This window comes from Rhizobium sp. P43, from assembly GCF_056730705.1.
In genome coordinates, this window is the sequence record NZ_CM161539.1 from 1294127 (window position 1) to 1311068 (window position 16942).

The following is a 16942-nucleotide window of genomic DNA, read 5'->3' on the forward strand; positions in this document are numbered from 1 at the left end:
GCGGATCATGAGAACACCCTCCGGGCGTGAAACCATTCTGTCGGTCAAGGATCTGACAGTCGGCTTCGGCGAGAAGATCGTTCTCGACAAGCTCAACCTCGATATCTATCGCGGCGAAATCTTAGGCTTCGTTGGCGCCTCGGGTGCGGGCAAGTCCGTGCTGATGCGAACCGTGCTCAGGCTTCTGCCGCGCCGCTCAGGGTCGATTGAGATCCTTGGTGCAGACTATGATGCCGTTGATGAAGCGCAGCGCATGGCGCTCGACACGCGGCTGGGGGTTCTTTTTCAGCACGGCGCCCTATTTTCGGCTTTGACCGTGAAGGAGAATATCCAGCTGCCCATGCGAGAATATCTCGACCTGCCGCAATGGCTGATGGATGAGCTCGCCTATTTGAAGATCGAGCTTGTCGGTCTGAAGCCCGATGCTGCAGACAAGTATCCGTCCGAACTCTCGGGCGGCATGATCAAGCGTGCGGCGCTCGCCCGTGCGCTGGCGCTCGATCCAGATCTCGTCTTTCTCGACGAGCCGACCTCCGGCCTCGACCCGATTGGTGCTGCGGAATTTGATGAATTGATCGCGCAACTGCGAGATACTCTTGGATTGACCGTCTATATGGTGACCCACGACCTCGACAGTCTGTTCTCCGTCTGCGACCGTATCGCGGTCCTCGGACAGAAGCGGGTTCTGGTCGAGGGAACGCTGGATGACATGCTCGCCTTCGACGATGCGTGGGTACAATCCTATTTCCGGGGCAAGCGTGCCCGTTCCATTCCCCGCGCGGAGCCTTCCGCCGGACATCCGGTAGAGTGAGCCATGGAAACCAAAGCCAATTACGCAATCGTCGGTTTTTTCACGATGCTGGTCATCGGGGCCGCCTTTGCTTTTGTCTATTGGATGGCAGAATACGGCAGGGGTGGCGAGATGGCGCCGTTGGCCATCCGTATCCCTGGCTCAGCCAATGGTCTGAGCATCGGCTCGCCGGTTCGCTTCAACGGTATCTCGGTCGGTTCGGTGCGCAATCTCTATATCGACAACGAAGATCCGAACTTCTCCGTTGCATTCACGGAGGTCCGAGCCGATGCGCCCGTGACGTCAGGGACCAAGGCTGTCTTGGAAATCCAGGGTCTGACGGGTGCCGCCTATGTCGAACTCTCCGGCGGTGGCCCCGGTTCGGGTGAGGCGATCCTGAGGCGGGCGCTTGATACCGGTGAGCCGGCTATTCTGACGGCCGAGCAGTCGAGCGTTACTAATCTCCTGTCCACTGCGGACCGTATTCTTCAGCGTGCTGACGGGGCGGTGGCCGAGTTGCAAGGCTTCATCGAGGATGCGCGAGCGCCGTTGACCAATACCGTTCGCAACGCCGAGACCTTCTCAAAATCTCTCGCCGACAATGCGGAAGGCATAGACCAATTTCTGCAGAGCGTGAGCGCCCTCTCTGAGTCCGTGTCGGGTCTGTCCGGTCGCCTGGATTCGACGCTGGGCGCCGCAGAGGATCTGTTTAGAGCATTGAACTCGGAGAAGATTGATCAGATCTTGACCAATACCGAGCTGGCGACGGCAAGCTTTGCAGAGGCGTCCGACAGAATCGGGCCCGCCATTGACAGTTTCCGCGAGACCGCCGACACGTTCCAGCGCTTCGGTAGCAATGCTGACCAGACACTTCAGAAGGTATCGAGCCTGATCGACGCCATCGACAGCCAGAAGATCGGACAGGTCGTCGACAATGTGTCGGTGGCTTCTGCTGACGCGCGAGAGGCCATCGCCGGCTTCAAGGATCTTTCGACGAGCATCACCGGCCGCAGAGATGATATCAACCGGGCGATCGATGATTTCACCCAACTCGCCAGCCGCCTGAACGAATCGTCCCAACAGGTGGATGGCATTCTCCGCAAGGTCGATAGCTTCCTTGGCTCGGGCGATGCCAATTCCTTGAGCGTCGAGGCGCGCAAGACGCTAGAGGCAATACGGATCACGGCAGATAACCTCAACGCCCAAATCGGTCCGATAGCAGCGAACCTCCAGCGCTTCTCTGCCACGGGTCTGCGTGACATCCAGACGCTGGTCAACGACACGCGCAACACCGTTCGTGGCTTGAACGATGCGATCACCAACTTCGACCAGGACCCGCAGCGCCTGATCTTCGGCGGCGACACGGTGAAGGAATTTGACGGACGGACGCGCCGATGACGACAGGTTCCGGAAAGGACGACAGCATGCAAAGCTTCGGAGCGCCTCTCTCTCATCTGCGGCTTCCCCGATGGATCTCGGCCTCCCTTCTTGTTCCGGCGCTCGGGCTTGGGCTTGTGGCCTGCGGCAGCAATGCCGTGAACGATACATTCGACCTGACGGCCTCCGTCAGCGAGGTTACGACGACTGCCAGCGCGCGAAATCGCCAGCTGCTGGTCGCGGATCCCTCTGCGCTCAAGGCGCTCGACAGCGAACAGATCCTGGTGCGCGTGTCCGGCGCGGAAATCCGCTATCTGTCCCAGTCGCAGTGGAGTGATCGGCTGACGCGCGTCGTCCAGTCGAAGCTGGTCGAGGCCTTCGAGAATACCGGTCGCTTGGGTGGCGTCGGCAAGCCGGGGCAGGGGCTTGCCATCGACTTCCAGCTCATCACCGATGTGCGCGCCTTCGAAATCTCCGCCGAGGGCGGTGATCGGGGTGTGGTCGAGATTTCGGCCAAGCTGCTCAATGATCGCAACGGCACGGTCAAGGCGCAACGTGTCTTCCGGGCGGAAGTGCCATCTTCCGGCTCGGACAATTCCGCCTATGTGGCCGCACTCGACAGGGCCTTCGCCCGGGTGACCGCCGATATCGTCGGCTGGACGCTGCAGTCGATCTGAAATCTGTCGAACTTAAAGCGTGTCGCATTTATTCAGCCTCATATCCTGCGGCTTTGAAGAAGTTTCGGCATTCAGTGACAGAGAAGAGGGCGATGATGTCGCCGAGGGCTTGGGCAATCGTGTCGAAGCTCCTGGCTGCTCGCTTTCGCAAGAGCGCCTTGAGCTTTGAGAACGCCATTTCGATGGGGTTCAGGTCCGGCGAATAGGGCGGCAGGACGAGAAGCCAGGCCCCCTTCGCCTTGACCAGTTGTTCGGCTTTCTCGCTTTTGTGGAAGCCGACATTGTCGAGGATGACAACATCGCCGGGCGACAGTGTCGGCGCAAGCTGTGTCTCGATCCATGTTTCAAAGATGCGGCTGTTCATGGGTGCATCGACAATCCATGGCGCGGTCAGGCCATGGCAGCGCAGTCCGGCGATGAATGTCTGCGTCTTCCAGTGGCCGAAGGGAGCGTAAGCCGCAAAGCGACTGCCTTTGGCAGACCATCCGGTGCGCTTCGTCAGACGGGTATTCGTGGACGTCTCATCGATAAAGATGAGCCGTGACAACGCCTTGTTGAAGAACCGCTTTCGCCGGCTAATCCAAAGATCACGCGCCTTGGCGATCTCCGGTCTGAGCTGCTCGCTTGCCTTGAGGCTTTTTTTTATTGCTGAGCCCAAGCCGATGTAGAAACCGCCCGACGGTTGCGCGGTGGACTTCGATGCCGCGCTCGGCCAGTTCGAGACACAGTTCGTCCAGCGTCACTTCGCCATTGAGGGCTACGCGCTCGCTGATCCATTCCCCATACGGCGAAAGTTTACTGCCAGGCGGGTGGCCCTGTCTGGCAGGCCGAAGAGAACCAGAGGAACGATGCAGGATCATCATGTTGTTGACGAACCGGGGCGAAACCCGGAAATGCCGGGCGGCTTCCCGATTGCTGTTGCCTTCATTCACAAACGCAACGACACGCTCACGCAACTCCATCGGATGCGGCTTGCCCATGGCGCTTCTCCTTCCACGGGCACAGTCAATCACAGATCAAGAAAAACCGGAATCCTGAATCCCGTTTGCCGCGACACGCTTTAGTTGCCCCAACAAGAAACTCCGGACCGCGATCCGGGGTTTCGCTTGGCGTGGCGCAGGAAGCTGGTCGTGCCAGCTACGTGTCGTGATCAGCTAAACCGACCTGCCGCATGGGCAAGCATGGTGTAGACCTTGCCGGTGTCCGAAGTCAGATAGGACTGTGTGATGGACTTGTCCCGGTCAGTGCGAGCGACGTCCGACAGCAGCTTCTCGAAATCGGCGATGTAGCGATCGACGGCGACGCGGAATTCCGGTTCGCGGTCATACTTGCGCTTGATCTCGTCGAAGGTCTGCTGGCCCTTCAGCGTATAGAGGCGGCGGGTGAAGATGTCGCGCTCGCCGCGCTGATAGCGGCGCCAAAGATCGACCGAAGCGTCGTGATCGATGGCACGTGCGATATCGACTGAAAGCGAGTTCAGCGATTCGACCATGTGACGTGGGTTGCGGGTGTCACCCTGGCGGGCATGCGGGTTTTCGGCGACCGGACGCTGCGGAGCCGGAGCCGGGCGTGACTGGGCCGCTTCTGCGGGCTCTTCGCGCGATGCCCCGCGCAGCAGGTCGCTGATCCAGCCACCACCTTCGGCACGCGTGGCTGCTGCGGTCGATTGCGCATAGGGATCCGTCGTTCCAAGACTGCCGCGCAGGCCGAGGCTGTCGGTCTGACGGACAGGCGGCTGGGGCTGCGGGGCTGCGGGCTGGCGGCGCACGGGTTCCGGCTGCGCTTCCGCCAGACGGCGGGCCACCGGCTCGGAGATTTCGAGCGTCTGGCTGGTGCGGCCAACCAATTGCGAAATGTCCTGCAAAGCCTTGATCTGCTCGGCCACGGCGCGGCGCATCTGGGCCGCACTTTCCTTGGCTTCTTCGGGCAGGTCGAAGGCACCGCGCTTCAGCTCATTGCGGGTCAGGTCGAGTTCCTTGCGGATATCGACGGCCGAACGGCGGATCTCATCCGTGGCACCGGTGAAGCGTGCGACGGCCTCGTTGACGGCCTGATGCATGGCTTCGCGCAGCGCGGCGGCGGCGCCTTCCGATTTGCGGCCGGCTTCTGCGAGCAGCCTGTCGATATCGCTCAGCGAAATAGCGAGACCGCCACGGAGACGATTTGCCAGCTCGCCAGACCGCTTCTCGGCTTCGCTCAACGTCTTGTCGATGGAGACCTGTGCTTCCTGTTCTGCGGAGAGCAGGGCGTTGCGCATATTGGCGGCGGTGATCTGGGCCTTCTTCTCGGTTTCGCCGAGGATCTGACCGACATCCGTAAACGATGCCTGGACGCTCTGGCGCAGATTGCCGGCCATCTGGCCGGAGCGCTGTTCGGCGCGGTCGAACGCGGTTTCGACCATCTTGCCCAGCCCCTGCATCGTCGTCTCGATTTCTTCCGAGCGCTTGACGAGACCGATTGAGAGATCGCGCAGAGCCTGCTGGCGCTCTTCGAGGGTGCCAACCAGGTTGGACTGAGCGGCGGACAGAAGTTCCGACGCCTTGCCCAGAACCTGGGTATGGTCGCCGAAGCGGCTGACGATCGAGGAGACCTGCTGCAACGTCTCGCCTGAGATGGAGGTCAGGCGACCGAGCTTGTCGTCGAGCAGGCGGTTCGAGGTCGACAGCATGTCTGTCGCCTGGTTCGCCGTTTCGCTGAAGCGATTTGCCGTAGCTCCCAGACGGCTGTCCAGCGAGCCGATGCTCTGGACCGCCTGGTCGATCATCGAGGACAGGCCGGCATTGCTGTCGCCGAGACGCTCGATCAGCTGTGAGGCGCTTGCCACGAGGCTCTGTTCGGCCATGCCGAGGGTTGCCACGGCGCGGTCGGTGCGCTGGCTGATGGCGTCGACAAGGGCTGCATTTTCGCTGCGCAGCCGCTCGGCGCTCTGCTCTGCGGCAGCGGTGATCTGTTCGGCGGCGGCGCGTCCGGTTTCCGCATAGGCGTTGACGACGGGTGCGGCCTTTTCGTCGATAAGACGCGACAGTTCGGCCGACCGGGTCGACAGCATGGAGTTCAGCTCGCGGGTGCGATCGTCGAGAACCGAGCGAATTGAGTTCCCGCGGGCTTCCAATGCCTTTTCCACCGCGTTCATGGTGGTGGCGAGTTCCTGCGTGTTACCGGAAATCGCATCGCGGATCGCTGCGGCACGCTGCTCCAAGGTTGAGCTCACGTCCGACAGCGTGCCGGACAAGTTGGCAACCTGTGCGCTGACCAGCGCTTCCGCCTGCGTCACCTTGTTGGTGATCACGTCGCCAGCTTGCGAGAAAGTCTGCGCGATCTGTGCCGCCTGACCGGCGAGCCGGTTCTGCGTGTCGGTGATCCGCTTGGCCAGTTCTTCCGAGCGTTCTTCGACGGCGCGATTGAGTTCGGCACTGCGCTCGCCGATCTGTTCGGCAAACTGCGTCGTCGTCTCCGTCAGACGATCGACCGAGCGCTGGGCTTCCGCATCCAGATCGCGGGCGGCATCCGTGACCGCGCTGCGCAGAGCCGTTGCAAGACCTGCTGCCTTGCCTTCAATCGTGCGGTTGACGTTTTCCAGGCCGATGTTGAGCGCACGGTCCATGGTAGCGAGGCGCTCTTCGATGATCGGCGTTCGGCTGTCGAAGGTTTCCACGACACGGTTCGTGCCTTCGTCGAGGGCCTGAGCCACCCGCATCGACGCCTCGTCGCCGACGCGCTCGATGGCCGAGACTTTCTCGTCCAGGCGTGCAGCGAATTTTTCACCGGCATCGTTGACGCGCGCATCGACGCCGTCGAGACCGTTGCGCAGACGATCTTCGAGCGTGCCGAGGCTTTGTTCGATGCGAGTGCTCGTGTCGTCGAGACGGCTGGTCATGCCGGTGACGGATTGCTCCACGGTGCCGGAGAAGCCCTGGGCGGAACGGGTGATGTCTTCGGCAGCTTCCCGGATCTGCTCGGTCAGGGCGCCTGCCGTGCCGCGCAGGCGCGCATCGAGCGCAATGCTTGAGTCATCGATCGCCTTGCGCAGGCTTTCCTGATGATCTTCAAGGCTCATTTCCAGCATGCCGGCGCTGGCGGCAAAGGAGGCACCGATCGAGGTCGCGTGTTCTGTGAGGCTCGTTTCGAGCGCTTCGCGGGAGCCGTCGATGGCGGTCGTGATCGCCTGCGTCCGGTCGTCAAGGGTGGCGCGGATGCGCTCATGGGTATCGACGAGGCGGGTATCGATGTCACGGACACCGGCTTCGACCGTGTCCGCGATCCGGTTTGTACCGTCGCCGATGGTTCGGGCGAGTTCGGCATTGGCGGTTTCCAGCGTGGTGCGCAAGCCGTCGCTTGTGCCTGCGAGCTTGCCGTCGATATCGCTGATGCCGGTCGCCAGGGCTTCGGAGATTCGGCTCGAGGTTTGGCCCAGGCTGCGCTCGATATCGCTGCTTGCATCCTCCAATGTCGAGGCGAGATAGGAGGTATGGCCAGCCAGGGAGAGTTCGAGACGCTCCTGGTTTTCCCCATAGGCGTTGCGGATCGCTTCTGCCTTTTCGGCAAATGCGGCATCGATCCGGCGATCGGCATCGGCAACGGTGTCGATGATGGCGGATGCGCGCTGGCTCAGCGTCTCGTCAATCCGGCGCTGGCTGTCGTTGAGCGTCTCCGAGAGGTCTTGCGTCCGCGCCGTCAGCGTGAGGTCGAGTTCCAGGCTCTTGGTGTTCAGGGCATCGATCAGCTGCTCGCTCTGACCTTCAACCAGCGTCGCGATGCCGCGCGCCTTGGTGTCCAGGGTCTCGGCAAAGCGGTCCTGGTTCGTCTCAAGCGCATTGACGATATGTTCCGCGCGGCTCGACAGCGTCTGCTCGAAGCGCGACTGGTTGTCCGTGAGCGCGTTGTAGAGCGATCCACTGCGCTCTTCCATCACCTGGTCGATGCGGCGCTGCGCGTTTTCGAGGCTTTCGGTCAGCGCAGCTGCGCGCGCCGACATGGCGTCGGCGATTTCCTGCGCGCGATCCGATATCGAACTGTCCAGCATTTCCTGGCTGGTGCTCAGCGTCATCGCCAGGGCAAGCGACTGATCGGTCAGCGTCGAGCCGAGACGCTCGATGCTGGAGTTCAGGATGCCGCTGATCGCTTCGGTTCCGCCGTTCACCGTTTCGTTGATGCGCGCGAGGCTTTCCATCAGCTTCGAATCGAGAGAGCCCGACCGCTGATCGAAGGCGCTGGCGAATTCCGCCACACGCTGGTCGAAGGTGGCGTTGATCTGACCGATCGTCGTCTGGAAGCGGTCTTCGAACAGGCCGGAACGCAGATCGAGATCGACGATGGCATCATCGGCGCTTGCCTGGAGGCTCTGCCGGAAGCTACGGCCCCGCTCGTCGAGCGAGCTGTTGAGGCGTGCAAGAACGTCGTCCAGCGAGGAGGTGATCGTGCTTTCGCTGCCTTTCAGCGTCTCGGCGATATCGCGGGTGCGCTCGACCAGTGTTTCATTCAGCTGACGGGCGCGCTCGTTGAGCGCAGCGTTGAGTTTTTCTGTATTCGCATCAAGCGTTGAGGCACGCGTCTCGAATTCCCCCAGGAGCTCGCGACCCCGGCTGTTCAGCGTCGACGTCAGGGATTGCAGCTTGGTGTCGAATTCGTTGGTGAGCGACATTCCGGAGGCGGCGAGCGTCTGGACCATGCTTTCGGTCTTGTGCGCCAGCAGCGAGCCCAGCGCCGTCACCGCCGCGTCGGACTTTTCCATGATCGTAGCGGCACGCATATCGATCATGGAGGCGAAGGCTTCGCCGGAGGTCTGCAGCCGGACGGAAATTTCTTCGGTGGCCAGGGACAGCTCTTCCTTGAGCTGTTCATGAGCGCCAACGATGGACGAACGAATGCGTTCGGCGTGATTGACGATCGCGTCGCGCTCGGCGCCCAGTTCGTGAACCAGGCCGCGGACGCGCAGCTCGTTGTCGGTATAGCTGCGCTCAAGCGCTGTGACTTCGGAATGCACGAGAGTTTCGAGTTCGGTCGCACGTGCAATGGTGCGCTCGATGCCTTCATTCATCGCCGAAACTTCGCGGCGCACCGCCTGACCGACGGTCATGATGCGCTCTGAGGCGATGGTTTCCGGCTCGGCAAGGCGAAGGGCGACTTCCGCCATCGAGCGTGCCGCGTTGCGCAGGTCATGGGCGCGCGCCATCATGATCGCGAAGGCGAAGAACAGCATGATCGGCAGGAATGTGCCCACCACGATGGCGACCACGCCGGGCATCGCGACAATCTCTGCAAGCGATGCGGCCTGCCAGATCGCGCCGCCATAGAGAACCTGGCTCAGCCCGAGTGCGCCGAGCACCCAAAGTGCCGAGACGATGGCAGCGTTGCGCAGAGCTGAGGTGAGCGAGGCGCCGTCGAGGGATTTCAGGATGGCGGAGGGTGTGCGGCGTGAGCCGTCATTGGCGGGTGCGAAGGCAGGTGCTTTCGGCGCCGGCTCGGGATTGAGCTCGCCGGCCCGCGCGGAGCGGCGCTCTATCGTTTTCTTCGAAGCTGAACGCGGAACACTATCAGACAAAGGGGCCTCCGGGGCGCGCGCTTGAGACCGTGCCTTGCCAGGCGCGGCGGCTTCATCACCGTCGAAATCGATGCTCAGGGCCGCCTCGAGAGCCTGGAACGCGTTCTCGTCTATCGAGTCGGTCTTCTTGTTCGCCATAGGGTTACGCCTCGTTACCGCTTACTCTCGGCAGATCTGGCTGAAGCTACGATGGCGCTCATCGCGTCGCTTCGTCCGGCACCTGCCGTTCACTTAAGAGCCCGTCTGCCGCCACGTCAGACGAAATCTCTTCTTCTTGCAGTACGGCCGCTTGCGCTGCCAGCGTTCCCGCCGGAAGTACTCGCACCGACTGGCTTCGGGACAGAGCGCACACGTCTCGACCCAATCAACCGTATCGTACTGACACATTTGGTCATCCGATACAATTAATGCGCTTCCGGCGCTCCCTGGGTCATGCCCCTTGTTAACAGTATTTCAATCAAGGTTTCGGCCGAAAAGCCAGTCTGTCTCGGGGTTTAATTCGCGTTAACCATAGAATGAGCTTTTTGGCGCGACGCCGAGGATTTTTAACGGGATGCCCACGTCGCTGCCGCAAACTGAAGCCACCAAGAACAAGAAAAGAAGGATCACCTCATGGCAGCCGCAGTCAATATCGCATTTGAAGCTCCCGACAATCTGAACGGTTTGACCCCGTCGCAGCAGCGGCCCATCGACCTCGTTCATCTTGCGACCCAGACCAAGGGCGACAAATCCGTCGAAATCGAGATCCTACAGATGTTTGCGCGTCAGGCGCGGGGCTGTCTCGTTGCTCTCACTGGACAGCGTAGCAAAGTGGAGGTCAAGGCTGCGGCCAATCGCCTGCGCAATGCAGCCATCGCCGTGGGCGCGCTGCGGGTTGCCTCGGCCGCCGATCTGATCGAGACCAAGGGCGCAAATCCCGATACGCTCGCTTCCATATCCTCAGCTGTGCTCGAAGCCGAACACTTCATCCTGAAGCTCGCGCGCTGATCTCTGCCAGGGCGTCGCAGATGCCCATCTTCGCTTCGGCGTGAGTTGACTGACTATCCGATTTGGGGGATGACTTCGCCGGTTTTTCCACATGGCGAAGTCTGGACAGGAACTCATGGCAAATATCAGCATCATTGCATTCGACGGCACTCGTTTCGATATCGCGGCGGCCGAGGGCTCCACGGTCATGGAAAATGCCGTGCGCAACTCGGTCCCCGGGATTGATGCCGAATGTGGTGGCGCATGCGCCTGTGCCACCTGTCATGTCTATGTCGATCAGGCCTGGACCGACAAGGTCGGCCAGCCATCGGCCATGGAAGAGGATATGCTGGACTTCGCCGTCGATGTGCGTCCGACGTCGCGGCTCTCCTGTCAGATCAAGGTGACGGCCGCGCTGGAAGGCCTGGTCGTTCACGTCCCCGAACGCCAGGGCTGACCGGAAGCGGTTGCGCTTACACCAAAAAAAGGCCCCGCTCTCGTTTGACGAAAGCGGGGCAAGGGGGCGCATCGCCAAGCAGGCGAGGGAGGAAGCGCCTGTGGCACCAGGACGCGCCGGGAGAACGGGGAAATCGGGTACGCTTAATCAACGTATTCGATGACACTTATATTTCAGATTTGTATCAAGAGCCACGCCGAGAAATCGCCGGTTATTCACAGGCGCGGGCGCAAGCCTCGTGCAAGGCGCAGCGTTCGCGCAACAGATACCCCCGAGTTTGAGGGGTGATTTCTACTGGTTTTCCTGGCTCTCGCGCCGGTATCGGAGGATCCGCAACATACGGTCTTCAAAATTCTTGGATTCGATCAGATCGAATCGCATCTGTGCTTCGTCGTGGGCGAGTGTGACCTCGTCGGTCACGACCGAGACCCTATCCTGCAGGACTTCGCAGTCGCGCTCCGGTCGAAGCTTCATCAGTTGCTGCTCAAGCATCCTCGCATGCTGACGGGCAATCTCAGCATGGCGTTCCTCATGTCTCTTGATATCGGCGGCCAGAGCATCCCAGAGCAGCGCCATCTCCTTTGATGCCGTCTTGCGGTTTTTCCAGCGTGGGAGAATGAGTTTGGTCTGGACCGTTACGCGCACATCATCGATGGCGCATCGGTTTCCACGGCGCGTATAGGTCAGGTCACCCCCGAAGCGGATCTGTGTGGCGCCGGGGTGGCGACTGCCTGTCGCCTGGGTCAATGGTCCTTTGCGCGCCATTTCGGCGTCGAGTTCGGCGGCAGTGCGGCCACCGATCTGAAAGTATGTGATCGATTTTTGGACGACAACTTCGGCGCTGGCCGAGAGCGGCAGGGAGAGGCCGGTCATGACCGCAAACACGGCGGCGGTCCGAAGACGGCGGGTGTGCTTCATTCTTTTTTCCGCATGTTGTATTCGCCGCGCCCTTGGGGCATAGCCAGACCCGTTCTGCACTATCGCAGCTTCGCGGTTTTCCGTCGAGAGGATACAGGGGTCGGGTGACCAGAGTTGATCAGACAATTTGGCATGTTGGCCAGGGCCGCTCACTCGATCTGACAGAGCGCGGTGCAATCATGGCGATCATCAATGTGACCCCTGATTCCTTCTCCGATGGTGGCCTGCACGAGACGGTCGATGCGGCCGTTCAGTACGCGCTGACCTTAATCAACGAGGGGGCTGTCATTCTCGATATCGGCGGCGAGTCGACGCGGCCGGGCGCGGCGGAAGTCAGTGTTGATGAAGAAATCGGGCGCGTCGTGCCGGTCATTTCCCGGCTTCGACATGAGACTGATGCGTTGATCTCGATCGATACCTATCGCGCTGCCACCGCAAGGGCAGCGGTTGAGGCGGGGGCCCACATCATCAACGACGTGCATGGCCTTCAGCGTGAACCCGATATCGCGAGGGTTGCCGCGGACCATGGTGCGGGGCTCTGCATCACGCATACCGGTCGTGGCCGGGACAAGCTTGCTGATCCGATCGCCGACCAGAGGCACTTCCTCGACCTGTCGCTTGGTATTGCCGCGCGCGCCGGCATTCGGCGCGAAACAATCATGCTCGATCCCGGTTTCGGTTTCGCCAAGGAAACAACCGAGGAGAATATGGATCTGATGGCGCGTTTCGAAGAGCTTCACGGTTTTGGATTGCCGCTTCTTGTGGGCACGTCGCGCAAGCGCTTCCTTGGTGCATTGACCGGTCGCGATGCCCGGGACCGGGATGCCGCAACTGCTGCGACCACCGTTGCGCTGCGATTGAAGGGCGCCTCCGTTTTCCGCGTCCACAATGTCGCGATCAACCGCGACGCGCTGCTGGTCGCCGATGCTATGTTACTGGCCGAGCGGCGACATGCTGCGGCAAAGGGATCAATTGCATGAGCGGTGTATTCACCATCACCCTGAAAAACTGCGCCTTCTTCGCCCATCACGGCGTCTTCCCCGAAGAGGGCGTCCTCGGTCAGCGCTTCTTCGTTGACGCGGAATTCGATGTGGACGCCATTCAGGCTGCCGAGACCGACACGCTGGAAGGGACGGTGCATTACGGGATTGCCTTCGAGGTGATCCGCGACATCGTCACCGGCAGCCGCCGGCAGCTCATCGAAGCGCTGGCGCTTGCAATCGCCCGGGGGCTTCTCGATCGGTTTCCCGAAATTCTGCGCTGCCGGATCACCGTGCGCAAGCCGAGCGCTCCGATCGCCGGCATTCTCGACCATGTACAGGTGAGCGTTGAGCAATACCGGAATTAAGGGCTTTCAGGCGGCAACGCTTGGACTTGGCGGCAATATCGGTGATCCTGTCGCCGCCATGGCCGATGCGCTGCGACGCCTTGATCAGCGGCATGACTGTCGCGTCACATCCGTGTCACGTCTCTACCGCACACCGCCCTGGGGCAAGACCGATCAGGCCGATTTCTACAATGCCTGTGCTGCCGTCGAGACGCTGCTCGAGCCGCAGGAATTGCTGGCGGCCTGTCTCGAGATCGAGCGGACGATGAAGCGGGTGCGTGTCGAACGCTGGGGCCCGCGCACCATCGATATCGACATCCTGACATTTGCCGACAGAACGATCGATGCCGAGCACCTGAAGGTTCCGCATCCGCGCATGACCGAACGCGCCTTCGTGCTTTTGCCGCTGGCCGATATTGATCCGGACCTGGTGGTGAAGGGAAAGTCCGTTTCGACATGGCTTGGTCTGGCGGACCAGACGGGGATTGCTGTCGCAAACGAAAACCGCGCCTGGTGGCGCGGTTGAATTCAAGGCGATAGGGGTGTCGGCCTGTCAGTCGTTTTCGGCTGTCTCTGCCATGGCGGTTGCCTGCCGGTTCAGCTTGAGGCCGATGACCGGGATCATGCGATCCTCGACCTTCACCGAAATCGTGATGTTCATCGCATCGTCTTCTTCAAGACGAGCGACCATGGCGCCGTTCAGCTTGTTCCTGTTGATGCCCATGACTGCGCGGTTGCCGGTCACGCTGCCCGAAACGATGTCGAGACCCTTGCCCTCGGCGCCATCCAGGAACTGGCCCTTGTAGCTGCCGCCGGCCTGCGAGATCACCGCAGACATGGGCTGGCTGAACATGCCGACGCGGCAGGTGCCGTCGAGCTTCAGGCCGGTTTCCTTGCCCTCGGCCGGCAGGCCGGTGAGGTTGCAGGTAAACTTCGTGCCCTTGTATTTTCCGGCAACGATCTCGCCCGGACCTTTCCAGACCCCAGCAACGGATTCGAAGAAGCGCTTGTCGCGAGAAGCGGCATCGGCAACCGTGACCGGCATGAGTGCGGCAACGGCAAGGATGGCGGCGCAACGGCCGAATGTCGAGGAGCGAGAGAACATCGATTTGCCTTGGTACGAGAAACCAGAAACCCCGCGAAGACCCTAGCGGAAAAATGGTTAATGCATCATTGCCATTACCCTCAAAAGCCGTTCTCGACAACCGGCAAAAGTCACGGGTCTCGCGGTCTGGCTCGCCGGTCTCAGCCCTTCCTGTCGCGATCCTTGCCCGTCATCGACGGTGTGAGGTCGCCGATGAAGTCGCCGATGCCGGGGCGTTTTGTTGCGCGAAACGGCAAAGGGCGGCAGAGATCCATGGCGGCGATGCCGATGCGCGCCGTCATCAGGCCATTGATCACACCTTCGCCGAGGCGGGTCGAAAGGCGCGCCGCAAGGCCATGGCCGAGTACCTGCTGGGCAAGGCCGTCGCCGATGGCGATCGAGCCGGTCACCGCGAGATGGGCAAAGACGTCCCTCAAAAGTCTCAGCATGCCGAAGGAGCCGGGGCGGCCGCCATAGAGATCCGCCATGGCGCGCACGAGGCGCACGACCTCGAACAGGACATAGGCCAGATCGACTACGGCGCGCGGGCTGACCGCAGTCACCACCGAAACCCGCTTGGCGGAATTCAGAATCAGCGCGCGCGCCTTGAGATCAAGCGGCGCCAGAAGCTCGCGCTCGGCAAGCTCGATCAGATGTGGCGCGTCGATGATGTCGTCTTCGACGGCGGCGAGCGTTTTCTGGCCGCGCGCGGTTTCGGCGCGATGGGCGACCAGGCCAGTCAATTTCTTGACAACAGAGGCTGCCTGCTTGCGCTTTCCGCTCTCGGCTGCGGCTTCCGCCTCGGCCTTCAGATCCTGAACCTTGTCGAGGCGCCACAGGCCGACAAGCTCGCGTCCCACGGCGATCGCGAGCGCGATCAGTCCGACGGCTAGCACCGTCAGCGCCAGATATCCGAGCCAGTCGGCCCGGGCAAAGAGATCCGTCACCAGGCGGTCGACCCACAGGCCGAAGGCGAGCGACAGAAGGATGCCGAAGGCGCCTGTCGCCAGTTTGGCGAAGGAAAACCGTCTGTGCCGGGGTTCTGCGACGGGAACCGGCGGCATGTCCTCTGCGGCGGCGAGGAAGGGATCTTCTTCGTCGGGGACAATGACCACATCGCCGGCAAAGCTGCGCGGCGGGCGGTTCAGGGCTTCGGTCGGGCGGGTTGTCTCTTCATCGGGTTGAACGGTGAAGGCTGCGGGCCGCCGCTGGAGATCCGGTGTCGGCGTGCCGGCGGTACCGATCGGGGGAACTGTCGGTTTCTTCATGCGAGACGGTCTCCCAGCAGGAATTGCAGTGCCCGGTCGAGGCGGATATGCGGCACCGAGAGGGTGACGCCCTGCTTGTTGTCGAGCTGCGGTGGGCGGAAGCGCACGATGCTCAAATCGGGCAGGGCGGCCGAGGCATCGCCCGCGTCCACGGAGCGGAAATAGGCTTCCGGATCACGCGGCAGGTCGCCCGGGAAGACGGCCGTCTTGCGGTTGCCGTCGAAGACTTCGTCGCCGATGCGCTCACCGGCCATCGGCGTTCCGACGATGACCGGAAGGTCATGGCCGTCCTGCTTGACGTTGGCCTCGCGAGTCGCCCGCACAGAGGCAAGCGCCATGACCTCGATGCCAGCACCACTCATGCCGATCGTCTGGATGGCACGGTTGACGAGCCTTCGTGTCAGCACCTCGAGCCGGTCATGGCTCTCGTGATGCAGATGATCGGCCTTGGTGGCCGCCACCAGTACCCGGTCGATGCGACGACGGATGAGGGACGTCAGGATGTTGTTGGAGCCGGCGCGGAAGCAGGCGAGCACGTCGCCCAGCGCCCGTTCGAGGTCCTGCACGGCCTCCGGGCCGCGATTGATGGCCTGCAGCGCATCAACGAGCACGATCTGCCGATCGAGCCTTGCGAAATGGTCGCGGAAGAAGGGCTTCACCACGACGGTCTTGTAGGCCTCGAAGCGGCGTTCCATCATCGCCCGCAACGATCCCTTCGCCGCCCGTCCTTCCGGGATGACGGGCAGGGGCGCGAATGTGAGCGCTGGCGAACCTTCGAGATCGCCCGGCATGAGGAAACGCCCCGGCGGCAGGGTCGAGAGCGAACGTTCGTCGGACTTGCAGCGTCGCAGATAGGTCGTGAACGCTTCAGCCAGACGGCGCGCGGTCATTTCATCCGCGGGACCGTCCGGATCGACGGCGGCGGCAAGGGCCAGCCATTCCTGTGCGAGTTCGGCGCGCACACCGCCTTCGGCGAGCATGGCCGCATTGGCGGAAAAGGTGCGATAGTCCTGGGCGAGCAGCGGCAGGTCGAGCAGCCACTCGCCGGGATAATCGACGATATCGATCGACAGCTTGCCGGATGAAAACATCCGGCTGAAGCTGCTGGCGCTGTTGTATTCGATCGTCAGGCGAAGCTCGGAAATGGCGCGGGTCGAATCCGGCCAGACGCGCTCTTCGACGAGAGCCCGGATATGATCCTCGTACTGAAAGCGCGGGACGGCATCGTCGGGCTGTTCCTGCAGGGTGGCCCCGGTCATCCGGCCCGAGCGCAGCGGTTCGAAGAGCGGCAGGCGACCACCATGCAGGAGATTATGCACCAGCGACGAGATAAAAACCGTCTTGCCCGCCCGCGACAGTCCGGTCACGCCGAGCCTGATCGTCGGGTGGACGAGGTGGGCGGCGCGATCGGCGAGATTGTCTAGCGCGATCGCGGCTTCGTCGGTCAGGCTGGTCAGGGAAGGGGGCAAGGTCATGTCCTGCTGGCTGTGGCGGGCAAGGCGCGACGTCGGCACAAGACCGTGAGCGCCCTCTGCCT

15 protein-coding genes are annotated in these 16942 nt (G+C 61.9%); 8 read left to right on the forward strand and 7 right to left on the reverse strand.

Annotated elements, in window-relative coordinates; genetic code table 11:
- Nucleotides 1–7: 7 nt before the first annotated feature.
- From AC1PUL_RS06400 to AC1PUL_RS06410, 3 genes are read left to right on the forward strand one after another with little or no spacing between them, the layout of a single operon-like run.
- Nucleotides 8–811, forward strand: coding sequence for an ABC transporter ATP-binding protein (locus AC1PUL_RS06400; protein ID WP_480467308.1), 804 nt, complete (start codon nucleotides 8–10; stop codon nucleotides 809–811).
- Nucleotides 812–814: 3 nt separating this feature from the next.
- A complete protein-coding gene (locus tag AC1PUL_RS06405; RefSeq protein ID WP_480467309.1) occupies nucleotides 815–2188 on the forward strand; it encodes an MlaD family protein in 1374 nt (457 codons plus the stop codon).
- Nucleotides 2189–2214: 26 nt separating this feature from the next.
- Complete coding sequence (locus AC1PUL_RS06410) at nucleotides 2215–2844, forward strand: ABC-type transport auxiliary lipoprotein family protein (RefSeq protein WP_480467311.1); 630 nt, start codon at nucleotides 2215–2217, stop codon at nucleotides 2842–2844.
- Nucleotides 2845–2872: 28 nt separating this feature from the next.
- Here AC1PUL_RS06410 and AC1PUL_RS06415 read toward each other — a convergent pair whose 3' ends face one another.
- From AC1PUL_RS06415 to AC1PUL_RS06425, 3 genes are all read right to left on the reverse strand, one after another.
- Nucleotides 2873–3391, reverse strand: coding sequence for an IS630 family transposase (locus AC1PUL_RS06415; protein ID WP_480465289.1), 519 nt, complete (start codon nucleotides 3389–3391; stop codon nucleotides 2873–2875).
- A 40-nt stretch (nucleotides 3392–3431) separates the two neighbouring features.
- Complete coding sequence (locus tag AC1PUL_RS06420) at nucleotides 3432–3824, reverse strand: helix-turn-helix domain-containing protein (RefSeq protein ID WP_480465094.1); 393 nt, start codon at nucleotides 3822–3824, stop codon at nucleotides 3432–3434.
- 170 nt (nucleotides 3825–3994) lie between these two features.
- On the reverse strand, nucleotides 3995–9523 hold the full coding sequence (locus AC1PUL_RS06425) for an apolipoprotein A-IV repeat region-like domain-containing protein (RefSeq protein WP_480467313.1): 5529 nt from the start codon (nucleotides 9521–9523) through the stop codon (nucleotides 3995–3997).
- Nucleotides 9524–9997: 474 nt separating this feature from the next.
- Here AC1PUL_RS06425 and AC1PUL_RS06430 point away from each other — a divergent pair, with 474 nt between their 5' ends.
- On the forward strand, nucleotides 9998–10372 hold the full coding sequence (locus tag AC1PUL_RS06430; RefSeq protein WP_480467315.1) for an Hpt domain-containing protein: 375 nt from the start codon (nucleotides 9998–10000) through the stop codon (nucleotides 10370–10372).
- A gap of 115 nt (nucleotides 10373–10487) precedes the next feature.
- Nucleotides 10488–10808 (forward strand): 2Fe-2S iron-sulfur cluster-binding protein, encoded by a 321-nt coding sequence (locus AC1PUL_RS06435; protein WP_480467317.1) that lies wholly within the window; start codon nucleotides 10488–10490, stop codon nucleotides 10806–10808.
- Between the two features lie 291 nt (nucleotides 10809–11099).
- Here AC1PUL_RS06435 and AC1PUL_RS06440 read toward each other — a convergent pair whose 3' ends face one another.
- Nucleotides 11100–11726, reverse strand: a complete 627-nt coding sequence (locus AC1PUL_RS06440; protein WP_480467318.1) for a DUF922 domain-containing Zn-dependent protease — start codon at nucleotides 11724–11726, stop codon at nucleotides 11100–11102.
- A gap of 104 nt (nucleotides 11727–11830) precedes the next feature.
- Here AC1PUL_RS06440 and folP point away from each other — a divergent pair, with 104 nt between their 5' ends.
- Genes folP through folK form a run of 3 tightly spaced genes read left to right on the forward strand, consistent with a single transcriptional unit; the run spans nucleotide 11831 to nucleotide 13579 of the window.
- Nucleotides 11831–12706, forward strand: a complete 876-nt coding sequence (folP, locus tag AC1PUL_RS06445; RefSeq protein ID WP_480467320.1) for a dihydropteroate synthase — start codon at nucleotides 11831–11833, stop codon at nucleotides 12704–12706.
- Nucleotides 12703–13074, forward strand: a complete 372-nt coding sequence (folB, locus tag AC1PUL_RS06450) for a dihydroneopterin aldolase (RefSeq protein ID WP_298467959.1) — start codon at nucleotides 12703–12705, stop codon at nucleotides 13072–13074. Before folP ends, folB begins: the two co-directional genes overlap by 4 nt.
- On the forward strand, nucleotides 13055–13579 hold the full coding sequence (gene folK / locus AC1PUL_RS06455) for a 2-amino-4-hydroxy-6-hydroxymethyldihydropteridine diphosphokinase (RefSeq protein WP_480467321.1): 525 nt from the start codon (nucleotides 13055–13057) through the stop codon (nucleotides 13577–13579). The genes folB and folK overlap by 20 nt, the downstream gene beginning before the upstream one ends.
- Nucleotides 13580–13606: 27 nt before the next feature.
- Here the strand turns inward: folK and AC1PUL_RS06460 are convergent, their stop codons facing one another.
- The 3 genes from AC1PUL_RS06460 to AC1PUL_RS06470 all read right to left on the reverse strand — a co-directional run bounded on the left by AC1PUL_RS06460 (nucleotide 13607) and on the right by AC1PUL_RS06470 (nucleotide 16874).
- Nucleotides 13607–14158, reverse strand: coding sequence for a hypothetical protein (locus AC1PUL_RS06460; protein ID WP_298467950.1), 552 nt, complete (start codon nucleotides 14156–14158; stop codon nucleotides 13607–13609).
- Between the two features lie 140 nt (nucleotides 14159–14298).
- Complete coding sequence (locus AC1PUL_RS06465) at nucleotides 14299–15405, reverse strand: YcjF family protein (protein WP_480467322.1); 1107 nt, start codon at nucleotides 15403–15405, stop codon at nucleotides 14299–14301.
- A complete protein-coding gene (locus AC1PUL_RS06470; RefSeq protein ID WP_480467323.1) occupies nucleotides 15402–16874 on the reverse strand; it encodes a YcjX family GTP-binding protein in 1473 nt (490 codons plus the stop codon). The genes AC1PUL_RS06465 and AC1PUL_RS06470 overlap by 4 nt, the downstream gene beginning before the upstream one ends.
- Between the last annotated feature and the right edge of the window lie 68 nt (nucleotides 16875–16942).